Here is a 22860-nt window from a genome sequence, read left to right on the forward strand (position 1 = left end):
GATCACTTGAGGAAGTCCGGTACGTCCAGTTCCTCGGCCGCGCTGTCCGAGTAGGTCCGCGGCGCCGGCGGGACCGGCGGGGCGACCGGGATGTCGTTGACCGGCTCCGGAGCGGGCTCCGGGTCCTCCTTCGGGGTCACGCTGCCGAGCGAGCCGAAGGACGGGCGGCTCTCGGTCTGCCGTGCCGGGGCCGGCTCCTCGCGCTTGGCCGAGGACGAGCCGAGGACGTTGTCCCGCTTGGACGGCGGCTGGCCGCCGTCGAAGCCGGCCGCGATCACGGTGACCCGGACCTCGTCGCCGAGGGCGTCGTCGATGACCGCGCCGAAGATGATGTTCGCCTCGGGGTGAGCGGCCTCGCTCACCAGCTGGGCGGCCTCGTTGATCTCGAACAGACCGAGGTCGCTGCCGCCGGAGATCGAGAGCAGCACACCGCGGGCGCCGTCGATGGACGCCTCCAGCAGCGGCGAGGAGATCGCCATCTCGGCGGCGGCCACCGCGCGGTCGTCGCCGCGCGCCGAGCCGATGCCCATCAGCGCCGAGCCCGCCTCGGACATGACCGACTTGACGTCGGCGAAGTCGAGGTTGATGAGGCCGGGGGTGGTGATGAGGTCGGTGATGCCCTGGACACCGGAGAGCAGGACCTGGTCGGCCGACTTGAAGGCGTCCAGCACCGAGACCTGGCGGTCCGAGATGGACAGCAGCCGGTCGTTCGGGATGACGATGAGGGTGTCGACCTCTTCGCGGAGCTCGGCGATGCCGTCCTCGGCCTGGTTCGCGCGGCGCCGCCCCTCGAAGGTGAACGGACGCGTGACCACACCGATGGTGAGAGCGCCGAGCGAGCGGGCGATGTTGGCCACGACGGGCGCGCCGCCGGTGCCGGTGCCGCCGCCTTCACCGGCTGTCACGAAGACCATGTCGGCCCCCTTGAGGACCTCCTCGATCTCCTCGCGGTGGTCCTCGGCGGCCTTGCGGCCCACGGCCGGGTTGGCTCCGGCGCCGAGTCCGCGGGTGAGTTCACGGCCGACGTCCAGCTTGACGTCGGCGTCGCTCATCAACAGAGCTTGCGCGTCGGTGTTGATGGCGATGAACTCGACGCCCTTGAGACCGACCTCGATCATCCGGTTGATGGCATTGACACCACCGCCGCCGACACCGATGACTTTGATGACTGCGAGGTAGTTCTGCGGTGCTGCCACGTCGAAGGCCTCTCGCCTCGAGTTACGTGTCGCCGAATCACCGTGACGCGCTGCGCCCCGCGACCCGACGACTGATGCCGAATGGGACGGTCCGTATCGCCGACCCGAACCCTAACCCTGAAGTTTAGGGTTACCAGTGTGTCTGTTCCTTGGAGTCTTCTGAACAGGACACTAAGTCGACAAGTGGCGCACGTTCAACGAACACGCCGAACCTCCCGTTTTTCTTTTCACCCTATGTGATCAGCCGTAGCACTGCCCAACCAGGGTGCTGGCCTGCGCGGATGTGCGTCAACTCGCTGATGACGCGGGCGCGGTGGGAACACTCACGTCGAAGTAGCGCGCGCCGGGCGAGGCTTTCATCAGGGCGGTGAGCGTACGGGCCTTGACCGCGCCCTTCTCGCTGCTGCCCCAGACGACCGTGCGGCCGTCCCTCAACTCCAGCGAGATGTCGTCGTAGGAACGGACCTTGACGGTCTGTGTGCCGCGGGCGACGGCGGCCGGAACGGCACGGGCGACGACGACCGCCTCGCGCACCAGCCGGGACTCGCCGAAGCGGCGCAGGCTCGCGGCGGCGGAGCTGGACCGGGACAGGGTCAATTCCAGTGCGGGCACGCCTTTCGGCGCCTCGGAGACCGTGGCGAAACGGACACCTTCATCGTCCACTTCGACGAACTTTCCGCCCTTTTGGACAATCAGAACCGGAGTCCGCTCGACCACTTTCAGCCCGATTCCATCGGGCCAGGAGCGCACCACGTCAACCGAGTCAATTCGGGGCAATTTCCGGCGCAGTCTCGTCTCGATCGCTTCGGTGTCGACGGAAATCAGCGGCTTCCCGAGGGGAACATCGGCGGCGGCCCGGACCTGAGCCGGTGTCAGGACCCTGGTACCCGACACCGAGACGCGCTCGGCACGCAGCCAGTCGGAGCCGTAGAACAGCCATACCGTCGGGAAGCCGAGGAAGACCAGGGCGAGGCCCAGAATGACAATCACACGAAGCCGGGCCCGCCTCGACCGCGGGCGGGGCGGCGGGCCGGACGACCTCTGCTGGCGTTCACCGCGCTCGGCGGTGGTCGATCCGGCCACGCTCCCCTGCCTTCCGTCATACGGTCCTAGCGGTGTGCACGACTGGCGGCGATCGCCTCGTACACCATGCCGACGAGCAGGTCGTCGGCGTCCCGGCGGCCGAACTCGGCGGCACTGCGGGACATCTGGTACAGCCGGTGCGGGTCGGCGAGCACGGGCAGGACATTCTGCTGGACCCACTCGGGGGTCAGCTCCGCGTCGTCGACCAGCAGACCGCCGCCGGCCTTGACCACCGGCTGGGCGTTGAGCCGCTGTTCGCCGTTGCCGATGGGCAGCGGAACGTAGGCGGCCGGGAGCCCGACGGCGGAGAGTTCGGCGACGGTCATCGCGCCCGCGCGGCAGAGCATCATGTCCGCCGCGGCGTACGCGAGGTCCATCCGGTCCAGGTAACTTACCGGGATGTAGGGGGGCATTCCCGGCATCTGGTGGACCTGCGGCAGTTCGTTCTTCGGACCGACCGCGTGCAGGATCTGGATTCCGGCCTGCTGGAGCCAGGGCGCGACCTGCTGGACGACCTCGTTCAGCCGGCGGGCGCCCTGGGAGCCGCCGGTGACCAGCAGCGTGGGCAGGTTCGGGTCGAGACCGAAGGCGGCCCGGGCCTCGGGGCGTACGGCGGCCCGGTCCAGGGTGGCGATGGAGCGGCGCAGCGGGATGCCGATGTAACGGGAGTTACGCAGCTTGCTGTCCGGGGTGGAGACGGCGACCTGGCTGGCGTAGCGCGAGCCGATCTTGTTGGCCAGGCCCGGGCGGGCGTTGGCCTCGTGGATGACGATCGGCACGCCGAGGCGCTTGGCCGCGAGGTAGCCGGGCAGGGCGACGTAGCCGCCGAAGCCGACCACGGCGTCCGCCTTGGTGCGCTCCAGGATCTGCTCGGTCGCCTTGATCGTCCCGCGCAACCGGCCCGGGACGGTGATCAGCTCGGGGGTGGGCTTGCGCGGCAGCGGAACGGCCGGGATCAGCGCGAGTTCGTACCCACGCTCGGGTACGAGACGTGTCTCGAGGCCGCGCTCCGTTCCCAGGGCCGTGATGCCCACGCTCGGATCCTGCCTGCGCAGGGCGTCCGCGAGGGCGAGCGCGGGCTCGATGTGGCCCGCGGTTCCTCCGCCGGCGAGTACGACATGCACCGAAATTCACCGCTCTCCGGACGAGCGCGCCGCCGAGGCACGCCGTCGCATCGTGTTCCATCTCCGGGGACTCCGAATGGAACCGGTGCCCCCAGTACCCCGCTTTCTACCAAAGCGGGGTTGCCGCATCGCAAGCGCCGCCCGCGCAGCGGGCTCGTCGCGTGCGAAGGCGATCAGCAGCCCGATGGCGAACATGGTCGGCAGCAGGGCGGATCCCCCGTAGGAGAACAGCGGGAGGGGGACGCCGGCGATCGGCAGCAGACCGAGCACCGCACCGATGTTGATCACGGCCTGGGCCGTGATCCAGGTGGTCACGCCTCCCGCGGCATACCTCACGAAGGGGTCCTCCGTGCGTCCGGCCACGCGGATACCCGCATAGCCTAGAGCCGCGAAGAGGGCGAGTACCGACAGCGTCCCCGCCAGGCCCAGTTCCTCACCGGTGACGGCGAAGATGAAGTCGGTGTGGGCTTCGGGGAGTTGGCCCCATTTCTCCACACTCGCGCCCAGCCCGGAGCCGAAGATCCCGCCCGAGGCCAGGGCGTAGATGCCGTGGACGGCCTGCCAGCAGTCGACGGGGCCCGACTGGGGTTCGGTGGCGCCGAGGCACTGCAGTCGGGCCATGCGGTTGGCGCTGGTCTTGATGAGGATCAGGCCCAGCACGGCGGCGATCGACAGCACACCGGCGAACAGCCGTGTGGGCGCGCCGGCCAGCCAGAGCAGGCCGAACAGGATGGCTGTGAGAATGATCGCCGTGCCCATGTCGCCGCCGATCATGATCAGCCCGAGCAGCATGAAGGCGGCCGGCACCAGCGGGACGAGCATGTGCTTCCACTGGGTCAGCAGCTTCTTGTCCTGCTTGCGGGCGAGCAGGTCGGCGCCCCACAGCACGAGGGCGAGCTTGCCGAACTCGCTGGGCTGGATCTGGAAGGAGCCGCCGACCGCGATCCAGTTCTGGTTGCCGTTGACCGACACTCCTATCCCCGGGATCTGCACCAGGGTCATCAGGAAGACGGCGCCCGCGAGGATGGGGTAGGCCAGCGCCCGGTGCAGCTTCACCGGCATCCGTGAGGCGGCGAACAGCAGACCGGCGCCGATCACCGCCGCGAGCAGCTGCTTACGGAAGAAGTACGAGCCCGGAAGGGACATCTGCAGCGCGGTGATCTGGGAGGCCGAGTAGACCATCACCAGCCCCAGCACCGTGATCAGCAGGCTGCCGCCGAAGATCAGATAGTAGGCGGTCAGCGGCCGGTCCCAGCCCCTGCGCGCCCGCAGGTACAGGCCGAGGACACCGCTCTCGCGCGACGCCCGGGGCGCGGCGGGCCGGCGGACGGGCCGCTGCGCGGGCGGCCCTCCGGTACGGCTACCGGGCATGGACGGCTCCCGCGGATGCGCGTGGGAGGGGTGGGGGCGTCGGCCCCCGGTCGGCGGCGGGTGTCCGCCGGTTGGTCTCGGGCCACTTCCGAGTCACGCGTCCCTCCAAGGGTCCCGAAGCACCCGTCGTGGCCGAGACCGACCGTCAGGTGCCCGCGCCGAGTTCGCGAACCGCCTCCGCGAACGCGTCACCGCGCTTGTTGTAGTTGGTGAACATGTCCATCGAGGCGCAGGCCGGGGCCAGCAGCACCGTGTCGCCGGGCTGTGCGAGCCGCCGCGCCTCCTGGACGGCCTGGAGCATCGCCCCAGTGTCGGTCCGGTCGAGGTCGACGACGGGTACTTCCGGGGCGTGTCGCGCGAGGGCTTCCCGGATGAGCGCGCGGTCCGCGCCGATCAGCACGGCCCCACGCAGCCGCCGCGCCGACTTGGCGACCAGTTCGTCGAAGACGGCACCCTTGGCGAGCCCGCCCGCGATCCACACGATCGGCTCGTAGGCCGCCAACGAGGCTTCCGCCGCGTGCGTGTTGGTGGCCTTGGAGTCGTCGACGTACGCGACGCCGTCCACATCGGCCACGTGCGCGATGCGGTGGGCGTCCGGGGTGAAGGCCCGCAGGCCGTCCCGTACGGCCTTGGCGGGCACGCCGTAGGCCCGGGCGAGGGCCGCCGCCGCGAGGGCGTTGGCGATGTTGTGCGGGGCCGGCGGGTTCACGTCGGCGACCTCGGCCAGCTCCTGGGCGTTCTTCTGCCGGTTCTCGACGAAGGCGCGGTCGACCAGGATGCCCTCCACGACACCGAGTTGGGAGGGCGCGGGCGTGCCCAGGGTGAAGCCGACGGCCCGGCAGCCCTCCTCGACGTCGGCCTCGCGGACGAGGTCCTCGGTGGCCTTGTCGGCCACGTTGTAGACGCAGGCGACCTGATTGCCCTCGTAGATGCGGCCCTTGTCGGCGGCGTACGCCTCCATGGAGCCGTGCCAGTCGAGGTGGTCGGGGGCGAGGTTCAGCACGGCGGCCGAGTGGGCGCGCAGCGACGGCGCCCAGTGGAGCTGGTAGCTGGACAGCTCCACGGCGAGCACGTCGTACCGCTCCTCGCCGAGCACCGCGTCCAGGAGCGAGACGCCGATGTTGCCGACGGCGGCGGTGCGCAGGCCCGCCGCCTCCAGGATCGACGCGAGCATCTGAACGGTCGTGGTCTTGCCGTTGGTGCCCGTGACGGCCAGCCAGGGAGCTGCTTCTCTGCCGTCCCGGCCGCGCAGGCGCCAGGCCAGTTCGACATCGCCCCAGACGGGGACGCCCGCCCGCTCGGCCGCCGCGAACAGCGGCTTGTCCGGCTTCCAGCCGGGCGCGGTGACGATCAGTTCGGAGCCCTCGGGCAGCGTGTCGCCGTCGCCGAGGCGCACGGTGATGCCGAGCGCCTCCAGCTCGGCCGCCTGCGCCCGGGCGCGCTCGTCGGCGCCGTCGTTGACGACCGTGACGATCGCGCCGAGGCCGTGCAGCACCTTGGCCGCCGGGACACCGGAGACGCCGAGCCCGGCGACGGTGACGTGCTTGCCCTGGAAGGCGAAGGGCTCCGAGGAGGTCACTTGTCCGCTGCCCATCCTGCGTAGAAGAGGCCTAGTCCAACGATCACACAAATGCCCTGAATGATCCAGAAGCGGACCACGACAAGCACTTCGGACCAGCCCTTGAGTTCGAAGTGGTGCTGGAGTGGCGCCATCCGGAAGACGCGCTTGCCGGTGAGCTTGAAGGAGCCGACCTGGATGACCACCGACATGGTGATCAGGACGAACAGGCCGCCGAGGAGGGCGATCAGCAGCTCGGTGCGGGAGCAGATCGCGAGGCCGGCGAGCACACCGCCGAGCGCGAGCGAACCGGTGTCACCCATGAAGATCTTGGCCGGCGAGGTGTTCCACCACAGGAAGCCGAGGCAGGCGCCCATCAGCGCGGAGGCCACCACCGCGAGGTCGAGGGGGTCCCGCACCTCGAAGCAGGCGCCCGGGTTGGTCAGCGTCTGCGCGTTGGCGCAGGACTCCTGGAACTGCCAGACGCCGATGAAGGTGTAGGCGCCGAAGACGAGCACCGAGGCGCCGGTGGCCAGACCGTCCAGACCGTCGGTCAGGTTCACGCCGTTCGACATCGCGAGAATCATGAACAGCGCCCAGACCACGAAGAGCACGGGGCCGATCGTCCAGCCGAAGTCCGTGATGAACGACAGCTTCGTGGAGGCGGGGGTGTTGCCGCGGTTGTCCGCGAACTGGAGCGACAGCACCGCGAACCCGATGCCGACGATCAGCTGGCCGGCCATCTTCGCCTTGGCCCGCAGACCCAGCGAACGCCGCTTGACGATCTTGATGTAGTCGTCGAGGAAGCCGACCAGGCCCATGCCGACCATCAGGCCGAGCACCAGCAGACCCGAGAAGGTCGGCGCCGCGTCGGCCTCCGGGTCCAGATATCCCGTGATCACCTTGGCCAGGAAGTACGCGGCGACCGTCGCGAAGATGAAGGCGATACCGCCCATGGTCGGCGTACCGCGCTTGCTGGCGTGCTCGCGCGGGCCGTCGTCGCGGATGTACTGGCCGTAGCCCTTGCGGGCGAGCAGCTTGATCAGCAGCGGGGTGCCGACCAGGGTCAGGAAGAGGCCAATGACTCCTGCGAACAGGATCTGCTTCATCATCGGGCGGAAACCTCACCCTCGGCACCGGACTCGATGAGCGCCTGCGCCACGCTCTCGAGGCCGACCGAACGGGACGCCTTCACGAGCACGACGTCCCCCGGGCGCAACTCGCTGCGCAACAGGTCGACCGCCGCCTGTGCGTCGGACACGTGCACCGACTCCTCACCCCACGAACCCTCGTTATATGCGCCCAGTTGCAGCCAGGCGGCTTCCCTGCCACCGACCGCGACGAGCTTGCTGACGTTGAGCCGGACGGCGAGCCGCCCGACCGCGTCGTGCTCGGCGAGAGCCTCGTCCCCGAGCTCGGCCATCTTGCCGAGCACCGCCCAGGTCCGCCGCCCCTTGCCCATCGCCGCGAGCGCGCGCAGAGCGGCTCGCATGGACTCGGGGTTCGCGTTGTAGGCGTCGTTGACGATCGTCACGCCGTCCGGGCGCTCGGTGACCTCCATCCGCCAGCGGGAGAGGGAGCCCGCCTCGGAGAGCGCCACGGCGATCTCGTCTGCGGACATGCCCAGTTCGTGGGCGACGGCGGCCGCGGCGAGCGCGTTCGACACGTGGTGCTCACCGTACAGGCGCATGGTCACGTCACTTGCACCGGAGGGTGTGTGAAGCCTGAACGAGGGCTGTCCGGTGTCCGTGAGTCGCACGTTCTCGGCGCGAACGTCCGCTTCGCCGGACTCTCCGAAAAAGATCACCTTCGCCTTCGTACGGGCGGCCATGGCCCGTACGTAGGGGTCGTCCGCGTTGAGGACGGCGGTTCCGTTCTCCGGGAGTGCCTCGACGAGTTCGCCCTTCGCCTGGGCGATCTGCTCACGGCCGCCGAACTCGCCGATGTGGGCGCTGCCGACGTTGAGGACGAGGCCGACCTTCGGGGGCGTCAGACCGGCGAGGTAGCTGATGTGCCCGATGCCCCGGGCGCCCATCTCCAGGACGAGGAACCTGGTCTCCTCGGTGGCGCTGAGCGCGGTCAGCGGCAGTCCGATCTCGTTGTTGAGGGAGCCGGGCGTGAACACCGTGGGGGCCTTGCGCTGGAGCACCTGCGCGATGAGGTCCTTGGTGCTGGTCTTGCCCGCCGAGCCGGTGAGGGCGACGAGGGTGGCACCGAGACGTCGTACGACGTGCCGGGCGAGGGCGCCGAGGGCCGTCTGGACGTCGTCCACGACGATCGCGGGCACGCCGACGGGCCGGGTGCCGAGCACGGCCACCGCCCCCGCCTCGACGACCGCCGCCGCGTAGTCGTGTCCGTCCACGCGCTCGCCGGCGAAGGCGGCGAACAGGCTGCCCGGCACCGCCTCGCGGGAGTCACGGACGACCGGGCCGGTGACCTGGACGGACGGATCCGGTATGTCGTGCGTCTGCCCGCCGACGACTTCTGCGATCTCGGCGAGGGAGAGGGCGATCACAAGTTCATCCCCTGGGTCTTCTGGATTTTCATCCCTGGGTCTTCTGGACGGCTTCGCGGAGTACCTGGCGGTCGTCGAAGGGACGGACCACCCCGGCGATGTCCTGGCCCTGCTCGTGGCCCTTGCCCGCGACCAGCACGGTGTCGCCGGGCTCGGCACGGGCGACGGCGGCGGCGATCGCGGCGGCCCGGTCCTCGAAGACCTGCACCTCGCCGCGCTCGTGCGCGGGCACGGAGGCCGCGCCCTGGAGCATCGTGGCGAGGATCGCGAGGGGGTCCTCGGAGCGGGGGTTGTCGGAGGTCAGTACGGCGGTGTCGGCGAGCCGGGCCGCCGCGGCACCCATGGGCTCACGCTTGGACTTGTCCCGGTCGCCGCCGCAGCCGAGGACGATGTGCAGCTTGCCCTCGGTGACCTTGCGGAGCGCTTTGAGGACCGATTCGACCGCGTCCGTCTTGTGGGCGTAGTCGACGACCGCGAGGTAGGGCTGCCCGGCGTCCACGCGCTCCAGCCGGCCCGGCACGCCGGGTACGGCGGCGACACCGTCGGCGGCGGCCTGCGGGTCGAGGCCGGCGACGGCCAGGGCGACGATCGCGGCGAGGGTGTTGGCCACGTTGAAGGGGCCCGGCAGCGGCGACTTGGCGCTGATCCGCTCGCCCTTGGGGCCGATGACGGTGAACGTCGAGTCCAGCTGGCCGACCTCGACGTCCTCGGCGCGCCAGTCGGCGTCGGGGTGACCCTCCGCGGAGTAGGTGACGACCGGGACGGTGGCTTCGTTCGCCAGCCTGCGGCCGTACTCGTCGTCGACGTTGACCACGCCGAGCTTGCCGCGTTCCGGCGTGAACAGCTGCGCCTTGGCCTGGAAGTAGTCCTCCATGCCGGAGTGGAACTCCATGTGCTCCGGGCTGAGGTTGGTGAAGACGCCGATGTCGAAGACACAGCCGTCGACCCGGCCGAGGACCAGGGCGTGGCTGGAGACCTCCATGGCGACCGCGTCGACGCCGCGCTCGCGCATGACGGCGAACAGGGCCTGGAGGTCGGTGGCCTCGGGGGTGGTGCGCTCGGACTTGATGCGCTCGTCGCCGATGCGCATCTCGACCGTGCCGATCAGGCCGGTGGACCTGACGGTCTTCAGGCCGCCCTCGACGAGGTAGGCGGTGGTGGTCTTGCCGGAGGTGCCGGTGATGCCGATCTGGAGCAGGTCCCGGCCGGGGTGGCCGTAGATCGTGGCGGCCAGCTCGCCCATCCGCGCGCGGGGGTCGTCGACGACGAGGACCGGCAGCCCGGACTCCGCGGCGCGTTCCGCGCCGGTGGGGTCGGTCAGCACGGCGGCCGCGCCGAGGCCGGCGGCCTGCGTGACGAAGTCGGCGCCGTGCAGGCGGGCGCCCGGGAGGGCGGCGTACAGGTCGCCGGGGCGTACGGCGCGGGAGTCGTGGGTGATGCCCGTGACCTCGGCGGCGCTGTCCGGCGCGGGGGCACCCAGCTGGTCGGAGAGTTCCGCGAGGGGTGTGGCGGAGACCTGCACCGGCCTGGGCGGCCCGGGGTATGTCACGGGATGGCCCTTCTGGGTGGTTTGGGACTGATCAGCGTGTGGCACGGCGGTGAGCGTACCGGGCGTACCCGCCTCCGGGCGAAGTGAGGGGGCGGCGGCGCTCTGGTTCCCGGGGTCGGGGGTGATCGTTGTCACGGGGGCGGTCCTGGTGGCTCGGTGCTGATCAGGGCTCGGGGGTTCGGTTCCGGAAGGTGAGGGGTCAGTTCTGGAAGGAGACGGGCAGCTTCGCGGCCTTGGCGCCGGTCGGCGGGACCTGGAGGGACTTCAGTGCGAACTCCATGACCTGCTTGTAGACGGGGCCGCAGATCTGGCCGCCGAAGTAGCTGCCCTGGGTGGCGTTCTGGATGGCGCAGTAGACGGTGACGCGCGGCTTGTCGGCAGGGGCGAAGCCGGCGAACGACGAGGTATAGCCGTGGTACTTGCCGGTGGCCGGATCCACGCGGTTGGCCGTGCCCGTCTTGCCCGCGACGCGGTAGCCGGGGATGCGCGCCTTGGTGCCGGTGCCCTCCTCGTCGTCCACGACGGACTCCAGCATCTGGGCGAGGGTCTTCGCCGTCTTGGCGCTGACGACCCTGTTCTTCTTGGGCTCGGGGGCCGGGGTGAAGCGGCCTTCGGGGCCCTTGGTGCCGCGGACGAGCGTGGGTTCGACGCGGACGCCGCCGTTGGCGATGGTCGAGTACACGGACGCCGCCTGCATGGCGTTGATGGAGACGCCTTGGCCGAAAGGAATCGTGTACTGCTGCGAGGTCGACCACTTGTCGGGCGGGGCGAGGATGCCCTTGGTCTCGCCGGGGAAGCCGAGGCCGGTGTAGCTGCCGAGGCCGAACTTGCGCAGGTAGTCGTAGAGGACCTTGTTGGACTGGGCCTGGGTCTTGCCGAGCTGGCCGGTGGCGAGGATGGTGCCGATGTTGCTCGACTTGGCGAGGACGCCGTTGAGCGTCAGGTACCAGGTCGGGTGGTCGATGTCGTCCTTGAAGAGCCGGTCGCCGCGGTGCAGCCGGTTGGGCACGACGACGTGGGTCATCGGGGTGGCGGTGTTCTCCTGGAGGACGGCGGCCATCGACATGACCTTGGCGGTGGAGCCGGGCTCGAAGGCGTCCTGGACGGCCGCGTTGCCGAGCGCGGCCGAGTCGGCGTCGGACAGGTCGTTGGGGTCAAAGCCGGGTGAGTTGGCCATGGCCAGGATCTGGCCGGTGCGGGTGTCCTGGACGATGACGTAGCCCCGGTCGGCCGCGGACTCCTTCACCTGGTCGGTGATGGCCTTCTGGGCGGCCCACTGGATGTCGCGGTCGATGGTGAGTTCGACGTCGCTGCCGGGCACGGCGGGTGTCTCGGTGGAGCCCACGGTGGGGACGAGACGGCCGCCGGACTGGGCGTAGCGGATCTTGCCGTCCTTGCCGGCCAGCTGCTTGTCCAGCTGGAGTTCGATGCCGCCGCCGGGCTTGCCCTCGCCGTTGACCCAGCCCAGTATCCCGGCGGCGAGGTCGCCGTTGGGGTACACGCGCTTGCTGGTGGCGACGGAGAAGACACCCGCGAGGACGTTGTGCGCGGACTTGTCCGTCTCCTCCTTCTTGGCGAGCGCGGACTTCAGGTCCTTGATCTGCTTCCAGACCTGCGGGGTCTGGCGGGAGGCCAGCTTCGCGTAGCGCAGGTTCTTGTTCTTCGGCCGCAGCTTCTTGACCAGGGCCTCCTGGTCCTGGCCGAGGATCGGTGCGAGGAGCGCGGCGGCCTGCTCGGGACCGTCACCGATCTTCAGGTGGTCCGGGGCGAACATCGTGGGGTCTGCCGTGATGTCGTAGGCGTCCTCGCTGGTCGCCAGGGCCACACCGGACCGGTCGGTGATCTCGCCCCGGTCCGCGGCCAGCACCTGTCCCACGTAGCGGTTCTGCTCGGCCTTGGCCGCGTACGTACTCGCGTCGACGGCCTGCACCTGGAACAGCCGCACGACGAAGGCGATCATCACCAGCGTCAGCGCGAGCCCGACCAGCCGCAGCCGGGGCCGGGGGCTGCCCAGCCGCAACGGCCGGGGCGCCCCAGGCCGTTGCGCCGGCCGCCGGGCCGGACGGGCACCGGGCCCGGGACGCCGCCGTGCATCGGGCCGAGCGGGCCTGGCGGGGCCGGGCACGCGGCGGCGCGGGGGTTCCCTGTCGGACACTTCCGTCACCTGCCGGGGGTCGGGGCGGTCTGGGGGCGAAGGGACACGGCGGCGGGCCCACGGCCGGGCCGGCACCGGGCCTCAGGGCCCGCGGCGCCCAGCGGCGACCGCCCAGCGGACACCCGATCCACCCGGCCCAAGACCCGAGCCGCCACGAGCCCACGAGCGGAAACCGGGCCAAGGGCCGGACGAACACCAGGATCACGGGGGCAGCCGGGGCCGGCGAGAGCCGGTACCCGGCGGCGCGGGGGTTGCCTGTCGGACACTTCCGTCACCTGCCGGGGGTCGGGGCGGGGCCGTTGGGCATGGCCTCGGGGGCGAGGACCAGGGGGGTGTGAGCGGCGCTCTGCCAGACGCCGGGGGCGGCGCTGGGGACGCCCTTGACGGTGCCGTCGCGGTCGAGGAAGGCGGGGTCGCCGCCGGGCACCATGCCGAGCTCGCGGGCGCGGCGCTGGAGGGCCTCGGGGGCGGAGTAGGCGTCGATGTCCCGCTGGAGGGCCTGTTCCTCGTCGGTGAGGCTCTTGGTCTCGCGCTGGAGGTCGTCGAGCTTGAACGCGCCTTCGCTGAGGGCCGAGTTCAGCACCAGGAGGCCGATGAGGCCGCCGCCGAGGAGGAGGACCACGAGGAGCACGAACGGCATGCGGGCCGCCCGCGCGGTGCCGGTCGGGATGAGCCGCGCGAGACGGGCCGCCCTCCCCTTCAGTTCGGGTTTGCTGCTCACTCACGCTCCCTCGGGTCCGGAACACACCGGCCGCCCTGCACGTGGCTCACTCGACGTCCTCTCTGATGCGCTGCGCCCCGCGCAGCCGCGCCGGTGCCGCGCGCCGGTTCTCGGCGATCTCCTCTTCCGTGGGGAGTTCGGCACCGCGCGTGAGCAGCTTGAGCCGCGGCTGGTAACGCTCGGGCACGACGGGCAGTCCGGGCGGCGCGGTGGTGGCGGCGCCCGCCGCGAACACCTGCTTGACCAGCCGGTCCTCCAGCGAGTGGTACGACAGCACCGCGATCCGCCCGCCCACGTCGAGCGCCTTCACGGCGGCCGGGATCGCCCGCTCCAGGACGGAGAGCTCGCCGTTGACCTCGATGCGCAGCGCCTGGAAGGTGCGCTTGGCCGGGTTGCCGCCGGTGCGCTTGGCGGCCTGCGGCAGGGCGTCCCGGATCAGCTCGACCAGCCGCGCGCTGTTGCTGAACGGCTCCTTCTCGCGCTCGCGCACGACCGCGGCCACGATCCGTTTGGCCTGCTTCTCCTCGCCGTACGCCCGCAGGATGCGGACGAGTTCGCCCGGCGGGTACGTGTTGAGGACCTCGGCGGCACTGGCGCCGGTCGTCTGGTCCATCCGCATGTCGAGCGGGGCGTCCTGGGCGTAGGCGAAGCCGCGGTCGGCCTCGTCGAGCTGCATGGAGGAGACGCCCAGGTCGAACAGGACACCCCGCACGCGCGCGATGCCGAGCTTGTCCAGCACCTCGGGCAGTTCGTCGTACACCGCGTGGACGAGGGTGGCGCGCTCCCCGTAGGGCGCGAGGCGCTCGCCGGACAGGCGCAGGGCCTCCTTGTCGCGGTCGAGGGCGACGAGCCGCGCCTCGGGGAACCGCTCGAGGAGTGCCTCGCTGTGGCCGCCGAGGCCGAGGGTGCAGTCGACGACCACCGGGTCCGGGCCCTCCAGGGCGGGTGCCAGCAGGTCCAGGCACCGCTGGAGCATCACCGGGACGTGTCGACTTTGGCTCAAGGGGGCCTCTCAGATCCGGCACGGGCTTACGCACCGCCGGGTCCCCGCCCGCTGCTGAAGGGGAGGCCTGCCGGCGCCGGAAGCGTCAGCCGACCGGGAGCGGGAGGAGGCCGAGCCGTACGTACGCGCCGCGCACGTGGGGAGATCGCCGGGCGTCGCCGGATCTCCGGGGAAATCAGTCCAGCGGGGAGAGTCTCGCCTCCCGCTTCGCGTCACTTTAGTCCACCGTGTCTCCCGGTCAATCAACCGGCCTGCGCGTCGCGACCGGCAGGCACACCACCCTTGTGGGTTACCTCACTCCAAGGCCCGATGGCGTTCTTTGTCCGCTCTCACAGCGGGCCCGAAACAGTCGTGACCAGTACCGTCATGAATATGACGACTTCTGCATCAGTTCCCACGGGTTCGGAGAGCGCCATAGCCGGAAGCGGCACGGTCACCGACCGCATCGTCGATGCCAACACCCGGTACGCCGCCGACTTCGGCCACGCCGGGATGGACGCCAAGCCCGCCCTGCACGTGGCCGTCGTGGCCTGCATGGACGCCCGCCTCGACCCGCTCGCCACGCTCGGCCTCGAGCTCGGCGACTGCCACACCATCCGCAACGCCGGCGGCGTCGTCACCGACGACGTGATCCGCTCCCTCACCATCAGCCAGCGCAAGCTGGGGACGCGGAGCGTCGTCCTCGTCCACCACACCGGCTGCGGCATGGAGACCCTCACCGAGGACTTCCGGGGCGACCTGGAGGCCGAGGTCGGCCAGCGCCCGGCCTGGGCGGTGGAGTCCTTCCAGGACGTCGACCAGGACGTACGGCAGTCGATGCGGCGCGTACGCACCTCGCCGTTCCTGCCGCACACCGACGACGTCCGCGGATTCGTCTACGACGTCGGGACCGGCCTGCTGCGGGAGATCGACCCCGCCTCCTGACCTGGTCACCCGCCCCGTCACCACCCCGGAGCCGGCCTGCCGCAGCTGTCGAAATCCTGTCAGTCACCCGTTCGAAAGGGTCGCAAGGCCGACATATCGCGGCCAGTTATCCACAGTCGAGTGACACGAATCGGTAACGGCAGCAAGAATGCGGGAGTGACGTCACGCTGAGCGTTTCACGCGTGGTGTCCGTGATTCGGGGTGGGCCGGCGCGCGTCATGCGGCGTCGGCCCGGGAAAATGGGGTATCCCGTGCTCCCTGGGAGCACGGGAAAGGCCGAGGAGGGCCGGGTGACGACCTATGACGATCGAGCGAGCCTCACTGATCTGACCGCCGTGGTGGAGCGGGTGCGGGAGTCGGTGGAAGGCGTGATCGAGGGCAAGCCCGAGGTCGTACGGCTCTCGCTGACCGTACTGCTGGCCGAGGGACATCTGCTGATCGAGGACGTCCCGGGCGTCGGCAAGACGATGCTCGCCAAGGCACTGGCGCGGTCCATCGACTGCTCGGTGCGGCGCATCCAGTTCACGCCCGACCTGCTGCCGTCGGACATCACCGGTGTGTCCATCTGGGACCAGCAGCGCCGTGACTTCGAGTTCAAGCCGGGCGCGATCTTCGCGCAGGTCGTGATCGGCGACGAGATCAACCGCGCCTCGCCCAAGACGCAGTCCGCGCTCCTGGAGTCGATGGAGGAGCGCCAGGTCACCATCGACGGCAGCAGCTACGAGCTGCCCAGCCCCTTCATGGTGGTGGCGACGCAGAACCCGGTCGAGATGGAGGGCACCTACCCGCTGCCGGAGGCCCAGCGCGACCGTTTCATGGCCCGGGTCTCGGTCGGCTACCCCAGCGCGGAGGCCGAGTTGCAGATGCTGGACGTGCACGGCGGCGTCTCGCCGCTGGAGGACCTCCAGCCCGTGGCCCACGCGCACGAGATCCTCAAGCTGATCGAGGCGGTGCGCGGCGTGCACGTCGCCGACCCGGTCCGGCGCTACGTGGTGGACCTGGTCGGCGCGACGCGCACGCACCCCGACCTCAGACTGGGCGCCTCCCCGCGCGCGACGCTGCACCTGCTGCGCGCGGCGAAGGCGTCCGCGGCCCTCAGCGGCCGGGAGTACGCGCTGCCGGACGACGTGCAGGCGCTGGCCGTCGCCGTCCTGGCCCACCGCCTGCTGCCCACCGCCCAGGCCCAGCTCAACCGCCGCACCGCCGAGCAGGTCGTCGAGGAGATCCTGCAGCGCACGCCGGTGCCGGCGGCGCCGCAGCAGAGCGGCTTCGGCGGCCTGGGCCGCGGTGTGCCGGCGTATCCGCAGCAGCCGCCGCGGAGGCTGTGATGACCACCGCGGGGACGGGGCACGCGGAGGCCGACCGGGACGAGAAAGGCGGCATCCGCACCGCCCTGGCCGGTCTGACCACCCGCGGACGCTCCTTCCTGGCCGCCGGCGTCGCGGCCGCCGTCTGCAGCTATGTGCTCGGGCAGAGCGACCTGCTGCGCGTGGGTCTGCTGCTGGCGGTGCTTCCGCTGGTGTGCGCGACGGTCCTGTACCGCACGCGCTACCGGGTCGCGGGCAGCCGCCGGCTCTCCCCCGCGCGCGTGCCCGCCGGCAGCGAGGCCCGGGTCCATCTGCGGATGGACAACGTCTCGCGGCTGCCCACGGGCCTGCTGATGCTCCAGGACCGGGTGCCGTACGTGCTCGGCCCCCGGCCGCGCTTCGTGCTGGACCGGGTGGAGGCGGGCGGCCGGCGCGAGGTGTCCTACCGAGTGCGCTCCGACCTGCGCGGCCGCTACCCGCTGGGCCCGCTCCAGCTGCGCCTGACCGACCCGTTCGGCATGTGCGAGCTGACCCGGTCCTTCTCGACGTACGACAACCTGACGGTGATCCCGCGCGTGGAGCCGCTGGCGCCGGTGCGCCTCAGCGGTGAGGCGAAGGGGTACGGCGACGGGCGGCAGCGTTCGCTCGCGCTGGCCGGCGAGGACGACGTGATCCCGCGCGGGTACCGCCACGGCGACGATCTGCGCCGCGTGCACTGGCGCTCCACGGCCCGCTACGGCGAGTTGATGGTGCGCCGCGAGGAGCAGCCGCAGCGCGCCCGCTGCACGGTGCTGCTCGACACCCGGGGCATCGCCTTCCAGGGCGCGGGCCCGGACGCGGCCTTCGAGTGGGCCGTGGCGGGCGCCGCGTCCGTGCTGGTGCACATGCTGGAACGCGGCTTCTCGGTACGGCTGTTGACCGACACCGGCAGCGCGGTGCCAGGCGAGGGCGGCGACGGCTTCGCGGGCGCGAGCCAGGGGTCGGCGGACGCGGCCGGGCTGATGATGGACACCCTCGCGGTGATCGACCACTCCGACGGCGCGGGCCTGTCCCGGGCCTACGACGTACTGCGCGGCGGGAACGAGGGGCTGCTGGTGGCCTTCCTCGGCGACCTGGACGAGGAGCAGGCGGCCGTGGTGGCCAGGATGCGGCAACGCGGCGGAGGCGCGGTCGCCTTCGTGCTGGACAGCGAGACCTGGGTGCGGGAACCGAGTGATGTGCCCGGTCCGTTGGACGGGAGCGAGGAGCGGCTGCGCATGCTGCGCGAGGCGGGCTGGACGACTGTGGGCGTGCCGCGGGGGGCCTCCCTGGACGACCTGTGGCGACAGGCGGACCGGGAGCGCAGGGGCGTGGCCGCGGCCGGCGGCGGGGAGGGACCGTGATGAGCGGGCGGATACGACTGACGCTGGGCGCGTGGGCTGCCACGCTGATGGCCGCGTGCGCCCTGCTGCCCCTCGTCCGACCGGCCACGTGGATCGTGCAGGCGGCCTTCCTGCTGGGTGTGCAGGCGGGCGTGGGTGCCGCGGCCCGCAGGGTGCCGCTGGCCCGGCCGCTGACGGTCGCGGCGCAGGCCCTGGTCACGGTGTTCCTGCTGACGTTCGTGTTCGCCCGTGAACAGGCCCTCGCCGGTCTGGTCCCTGGGCCGGAAGCCCTCGACCGCTTCGCGATCCTGCTCCGGCAGGGCGGGGACGACATCGCGCGGTACGCGATCCCGGCCCCCCTGGAGTCCGACGGCATACGGCTGATGCTCATCGGCGGGGTCCTGATCATCGGGCTGCTGGTGGACACCCTCGCGGTGACCTTCCGCAGCGCCGCCCCGGCCGGGCTGCCGCTGCTCGCGCTGTACTCGGTGGCCGCGGGGCTGTCCGACGGGAGCACGGACTGGCTGTGGTTCCTGGTCGCGGCGGCCGGCTATCTGATGCTGCTTCTGGCCGAGGGGCGGGACCGCCTCTCCCAGTGGGGCCGGGTCTTCGGCGGGGCCTCGCGGACGGCCGGAGGGGAGCAGAGCGGCGCGGTCGCCCCGGTCCGCACCGGCCGGCGCATCGGCGTGGTCGCGCTGGGTATCGCCCTGGTGGTTCCGCTCGGTCTGCCCGCGATGAACGGCGGCCTGCTGGACTCGGTGGGGGCCGGCGCCGGCTCCGGCGCGGGCGGCGGAGGCACGATCTCCGCCGTGAACCCGCTGGTGTCGCTGCGCGACAGCCTGAACGCGGACGAGGACCAGCAGGTCCTGTCCGTGAAGACCAAGATGCCGGACGTCTCGGACCTGTATCTGCGGATCGTGTCCCTGGACGACTTCGACGGCACCACCTGGAAGCCGTCCCGGCGGTCCATCACCGCCCTCCCCGACGGCACCTTCCCGACCCCGGTCGGCCTCGGCCCGGACGTGAAGCGCACGGAGGTCGACACCACGATCACCGCGGCCGACTGGTACGCCCAGGACTGGCTGCCCATGCCGTACCCGCCGAGCGGGGTGAACATCCGGGGCAACTGGCGCTACGAGCCCCTGGGCATGACGCTGGTCGGCGACCACGGCCAGAACACCCGAGGCCTGACCTACCAGGTCAAAAGCCTGGACGTGCAGCCGACGGCGGAGCAGCTGGCCTCGGCGCCGGAGCCGCCGGCGTCCATCAGGCGCGATTTCACCAAGCTGCCCGACTCGCTGCCGTCGGTGGTGGCGAGCACGGCCCGCAAGGTCACCGAGGGCGCGGCCGACCCGTACGACCAGGCGGTCAAGCTCCAGGACTGGTTCGCCGTGACCGGCGGCTTCGAGTACGACACCCAGGTGCAGGTCGGCAGCGGCTCGCAGGCGATCGCCCGCTTCCTGAAGGACAAGCAGGGCTTCTGCGTGCACTTCTCCTTCGCGATGGCGGCGATGGCCCGCTCCCTGGGCATACCGGCCCGGGTCGCGGTGGGCTTCGCACCCGGTTCCCCGCAGGCGGACGGCTCGGTGTCGGTGGGGCTTCGGGACGCGCACGCCTGGCCCGAGCTGTACTTCGAGGGCGTCGGCTGGACCCGCTTCGAGCCGACTCCGAACCGCGGCTCGATGCCGTCGTACACACTGCCGGACGACACGGGCAGCTCGGTTCCGGACGCGGCGCGCCCGTCCGAGACGTCGTCCGCCGCGCCCTCCGCCAGGCCCTCGGCGAGCGAGAGCTGCACGGCGGAGCAGAAGAAGCTGGACGGCGGGTGCGCGAGCGAGTCCCCGCAGGCGGCGCTGCCCACGGACGACGACGGCCCGAAGTGGTACGCGCTCCTGGCCTGGGCCCTGGCGGGGCTCGCCGCCCTGGCCCTCCCCCTGGCCCCGATGCTGTGGCGCCTGCGGACACGCACGGTCCGGCTGGGGGCACACGGCCGCGGTGATGCCGACGCGGCGCCGTACACGCTGGCCGTCTGGCAGGAGCTGACCGACACCGCGTGGGACTTCGGCATCACGCCGGACGAGTCACAGACCCCGCGCAAGGCGGCCGCCCGCATCGTGGGACTGGGCGGGCTCGACGCGACGGCCGCGGCCTCGGTGCACCGGGTGGCGAACGCGGTGGAGCAGGTCCTGTACGCGCCCCAGCCCCGCCCGACGGCGGGCATCGCGGACGACGTCCGCCGTGCGACAGCGGGTCTGAGCGCCGCGGTCGGCCGGGGCGCCAGGCTCCGCGCGGTCCTCGCCCCACGCTCCACCGTGCGCGTGGTGTGGACGGCGTCGGCCTGGTGGTCGGGGGTGCGGGAACGCGTCCTGGCCATGCGGCCGACGTGGCGGAAGGCGTCGGGGCAGCAGGGCTGAACCCGCTGAACCCACGGCAGGCGTCAACGGCACGCGTCAGGGGGTGACCACCCGGTCGGTGGTCACCCCCTGATTCACGTCTTCGCGTAGTCCCGGAGAACTCTGCTCCGGGACCGGTGGGGACTAGTGGCCGCCCTGTTCGTCGCGGCGCTTCTGCCAGCGCTGCTCGATGCGGTCCATCATGGAGCGGCGTTGCCGGCCGCCCTGGCGGCGGGCTTGCGGTCCGGCGGCGCCTGCCGCCTGTTCGCCCGGCTTGGGGGCCTTGCGCCAGCCGGTCACGGCGAGCACCGCACAGCCCAGCATGACGAGGAAGCCCACGACGCTGAGCCAGACCTGCTTGGCGACCATACCGGCCATGAGGAGCGCAATACCTACGAGGAAGCCCGCGACCGCCTGGTAGACCCGTCGCCGGGTGTACGTACGCAGCCCGCTTCCCTCGAGCGCCGTCGCGAACTTGGGATCTTCGGCGTACAGCGCTCGCTCCATCTGCTCGAGCATGCGCTGCTCGTGCTCCGAGAGCGGCACGGAGTCCTCCTCATCGTGCAGTCGCCGGGGCGACCCGGGGGGTCTCTTCAGGATAGGCAGGGAATCGCCCCCGTGAAACCCGCCCCTCTGCGCCAACTGACCAACCGGAACCCGCCATGGACGTCCCGGCTCACTGAGGCTTCCATTCCCCGGCGGCCGACCCGTCATGCCGGAACGGTCTCCCTCGATCATACGGCGCCAAGCCCCCATTCGGGGGGCCTGTGGCGTACTCCATGCACAGTCAAGGCGCTGATCAGGGGTGGTACCTCACGAAGCGGCTCAGGCTTCGACTGCCCCACCTGTCTCGCCGGCCCCACTGGCCCCAGCGGCCCCACCGGTCTCACCCAGCACATGCAGCTGCGTGGCCACCGAGTGGAAGGCCGACAGCTCGGCCGCGGCCTCCTCCAGCTTCAGCAGCGCTTCCAGGGCTCCGGGCTCGGTGTCCACGAGGACGCCGGGCACGAGGTCGGCGAAGACCCGCACGCCGTGCACGGCACCGACCCGCAGGCCCGCGCCCTCGACGAGTCCCGTGAGCTGCTCGGCGGTGAAGCGGCGCGGCACGGGGTCACCCGTGCCCCATCGGCCGTTCGGGTCGTCGAGCGCCTGCTTGGCCTCCTTGAAGTGACCGGCGAGGGCACGGGCGAGCACGGCACCCCCGAGACCGGCGGCGAGCAGGCTCAGGACGCCCTCCGGGCGCAGGGCGGCCACCGCGTTGCGGACGCCCTCGGCGGGGTCGTCCACGTACTCCAGGACGCCGTGGCACAGCACCACGTCGTAGCCGCCGCGCTCGGCCACGTCGAAGAGGCCGTGGACGTCGCCCTGCACGCCCTTCACCCGGTCGGCGACGCCGGCCTCGGCGGCGCGGCGCTCCAGGGCGAACAGCGCGTTGGGGCTGGGGTCGACGACGGTGACCCGGTGGCCGAGGCGGGCGGCGGGCACCGCGAAGTTGCCGCTGCCGCCTCCGGTGTCGAGGACGTCCAGCGACTCCCGGCCTGTGGCCTTGACCCGGCGTTCCAGGGCGTCCTGGAGGATCTCCCAGACCACGGCGGTACGGAGCGAGGCGCGAGAGCGGGAAGGGCCGGAGCGCAACGACGTCGGTTCAGGCTGATGGGGGGAGACGGGTGGGCGCATCGGGTCCGACACGGCAGTTGACTCCTCGGCGCGGCACCGCCTCTTGCGCGGCGGAGCGAACGGGGCGCCTCCCCCGGCCCCGGCTGCGGGGAGGGAAGACTTTCAGGCATCCCCCACCCTATTGCCTCGGACGCGGCAGCCCGCATGAGCGGTCCCGGCATGGACTCCAGCCGGTGCCGGCCGGGCGGATCCGGAGCGCCCGTAACCGTCAGCCGGCGTCCGGCATGTCCCTCCCCGCGCCGGGATCCTCCGGCCGGTCCTGGTCCGGGCGCGGCTGCGGGAGGACCGGCTGGAGGACCAGCATGCGCTCGACGAGGCGGAGGAACATCGCCACGTCCCGTATCAGGTCGTCGGCGTCACGGACGCTCGCCGCGCCCTGGATGCCCGCCTCGGCGCGTGCCCTGCGCCGGGCGCCGGCGGCGAACAGCGCGCTCCACTCGGTCAGTTCGGGTGCTATCTCGGGGAGCACTTCCCAGGCGCTCCGGATCTTGGTCCGGGCCCGGGTCGAGGTCTCGGGCCTTCCCCGGGCGGCGAGGACGGCGGCGGCGGTGCGGAGGGCGGCGAGATGGGCCGTCGCGTAGCGCTCGTTCGGGGTGCCCAGGGCGGTGGCCTCCTCGAGGCCGGAGCGGGCCTGGGCGAGCAGGTCGAGGGCGGCGGGCGGGGCCGTGGCCCGGCGCAGCACGGGGTGTACGTCGCTCGCCGGGCCGGTCAGTGAGGGGGCAGGGCCGGTGGCGCGGCGCCGACGGGCGGCTGCTGCGTGATAGCTGGCCATGACGAACCTCCTGTCGTCGTGTGACGGCGGCTCCTCCCACGGAGTGCCGTATGTGACCCATCGTGAGGTATGGCACTGACAATCCGTTCTGACCTGCGGTTTTGCTTCGCTCGTGGGTTCGGAGTAGTTTTTGCACTGACCAGTCAGTTCA

18 protein-coding genes are annotated in these 22860 nt (G+C 71.5%); 4 read left to right on the plus strand and 14 right to left on the minus strand.

The annotated features are described in order from the left end of the window. Positions 1–2: 2 nt before the first annotated feature. The 11 genes from ftsZ to rsmH form a co-directional block, all read right to left on the minus strand. Entirely contained in the window at positions 3–1196 is a 1194-nt protein-coding gene (gene ftsZ / locus ACZ58V_RS27790) for a cell division protein FtsZ (RefSeq protein WP_189729071.1), read from the minus strand. Between the two features lie 288 nt (positions 1197–1484). Continuing rightward, positions 1485–2279 carry a cell division protein FtsQ/DivIB gene (locus ACZ58V_RS27795; protein WP_468193495.1) on the minus strand — a complete coding sequence of 265 codons (795 nt, stop codon included), beginning with the start codon at positions 2277–2279 and terminating at the stop codon, positions 1485–1487. A 26-nt stretch (positions 2280–2305) separates the two neighbouring features. After that, positions 2306–3403, minus strand: a complete 1098-nt coding sequence (murG, locus tag ACZ58V_RS27800; RefSeq protein WP_189729075.1) for an undecaprenyldiphospho-muramoylpentapeptide beta-N-acetylglucosaminyltransferase — start codon at positions 3401–3403, stop codon at positions 2306–2308. Between the two features lie 6 nt (positions 3404–3409). Further along, positions 3410–4774 (minus strand): putative lipid II flippase FtsW, encoded by a 1365-nt coding sequence (ftsW, locus tag ACZ58V_RS27805; protein WP_468193497.1) that lies wholly within the window; start codon positions 4772–4774, stop codon positions 3410–3412. Between the two features lie 145 nt (positions 4775–4919). Beyond that, positions 4920–6368, minus strand: coding sequence for a UDP-N-acetylmuramoyl-L-alanine--D-glutamate ligase (murD, locus tag ACZ58V_RS27810; protein ID WP_471293209.1), 1449 nt, complete (start codon positions 6366–6368; stop codon positions 4920–4922). Continuing rightward, complete coding sequence (gene mraY, locus ACZ58V_RS27815; protein WP_468193652.1) at positions 6350–7441, minus strand: phospho-N-acetylmuramoyl-pentapeptide-transferase; 1092 nt, start codon at positions 7439–7441, stop codon at positions 6350–6352. Before mraY ends, murD begins: the two co-directional genes overlap by 19 nt. Beyond that, the gene (locus ACZ58V_RS27820; protein ID WP_468193501.1) at positions 7441–8847 is read right to left on the minus strand and encodes a UDP-N-acetylmuramoyl-tripeptide--D-alanyl-D-alanine ligase; all 1407 of its coding nucleotides are present in this window, start codon (positions 8845–8847) and stop codon (positions 7441–7443) included. Before ACZ58V_RS27820 ends, mraY begins: the two co-directional genes overlap by 1 nt. Positions 8848–8875: 28 nt before the next feature. Continuing rightward, the gene (locus tag ACZ58V_RS27825; RefSeq protein ID WP_468193503.1) at positions 8876–10396 is read right to left on the minus strand and encodes a UDP-N-acetylmuramoyl-L-alanyl-D-glutamate--2,6-diaminopimelate ligase; all 1521 of its coding nucleotides are present in this window, start codon (positions 10394–10396) and stop codon (positions 8876–8878) included. 199 nt (positions 10397–10595) lie between these two features. Further along, positions 10596–12551: a peptidoglycan D,D-transpeptidase FtsI family protein gene (locus ACZ58V_RS27830; RefSeq protein WP_468193504.1), complete on the minus strand. Its 1956-nt coding sequence runs from the start codon at positions 12549–12551 to the stop codon at positions 10596–10598. A 271-nt stretch (positions 12552–12822) separates the two neighbouring features. After that, the gene (ftsL, locus tag ACZ58V_RS27835) at positions 12823–13272 is read right to left on the minus strand and encodes a cell division protein FtsL (RefSeq protein WP_468193505.1); all 450 of its coding nucleotides are present in this window, start codon (positions 13270–13272) and stop codon (positions 12823–12825) included. 46 nt (positions 13273–13318) lie between these two features. After that, positions 13319–14275 (minus strand): 16S rRNA (cytosine(1402)-N(4))-methyltransferase RsmH, encoded by a 957-nt coding sequence (gene rsmH, locus ACZ58V_RS27840; protein WP_471293214.1) that lies wholly within the window; start codon positions 14273–14275, stop codon positions 13319–13321. 372 nt (positions 14276–14647) lie between these two features. Here rsmH and ACZ58V_RS27845 point away from each other — a divergent pair, with 372 nt between their 5' ends. The 4 genes from ACZ58V_RS27845 (at position 14648) to ACZ58V_RS27860 (ending at position 20281) form a co-directional block, all read left to right on the plus strand. Beyond that, on the plus strand, positions 14648–15199 hold the full coding sequence (locus ACZ58V_RS27845; protein ID WP_468193509.1) for a beta-class carbonic anhydrase: 552 nt from the start codon (positions 14648–14650) through the stop codon (positions 15197–15199). 290 nt (positions 15200–15489) lie between these two features. Further along, positions 15490–16527: an AAA family ATPase gene (locus ACZ58V_RS27850; RefSeq protein ID WP_468193510.1), complete on the plus strand. Its 1038-nt coding sequence runs from the start codon at positions 15490–15492 to the stop codon at positions 16525–16527. Next, positions 16527–17888 carry a DUF58 domain-containing protein gene (locus tag ACZ58V_RS27855; RefSeq protein ID WP_468193512.1) on the plus strand — a complete coding sequence of 454 codons (1362 nt, stop codon included), beginning with the start codon at positions 16527–16529 and terminating at the stop codon, positions 17886–17888. Before ACZ58V_RS27850 ends, ACZ58V_RS27855 begins: the two co-directional genes overlap by 1 nt. Next, on the plus strand, positions 17888–20281 hold the full coding sequence (locus tag ACZ58V_RS27860) for a transglutaminase TgpA family protein (RefSeq protein WP_468193513.1): 2394 nt from the start codon (positions 17888–17890) through the stop codon (positions 20279–20281). The genes ACZ58V_RS27855 and ACZ58V_RS27860 overlap by 1 nt, the downstream gene beginning before the upstream one ends. 123 nt (positions 20282–20404) lie before the next feature. Here ACZ58V_RS27860 and ACZ58V_RS27865 read toward each other — a convergent pair whose 3' ends face one another. The 3 genes from ACZ58V_RS27865 to ACZ58V_RS27875 form a co-directional block, all read right to left on the minus strand. Continuing rightward, the gene (locus tag ACZ58V_RS27865; protein WP_189729100.1) at positions 20405–20806 is read right to left on the minus strand and encodes a DUF3040 domain-containing protein; all 402 of its coding nucleotides are present in this window, start codon (positions 20804–20806) and stop codon (positions 20405–20407) included. Positions 20807–21085: 279 nt separating this feature from the next. Beyond that, entirely contained in the window at positions 21086–21949 is an 864-nt protein-coding gene (locus tag ACZ58V_RS27870) for a methyltransferase (protein ID WP_471293220.1), read from the minus strand. A 196-nt stretch (positions 21950–22145) separates the two neighbouring features. Next, positions 22146–22709: an SAV_6107 family HEPN domain-containing protein gene (locus ACZ58V_RS27875; protein WP_468193517.1), complete on the minus strand. Its 564-nt coding sequence runs from the start codon at positions 22707–22709 to the stop codon at positions 22146–22148. Between the last annotated feature and the right edge of the window lie 151 nt (positions 22710–22860).

Source organism: Streptomyces sp. NPDC040589, assembly GCF_055594445.1.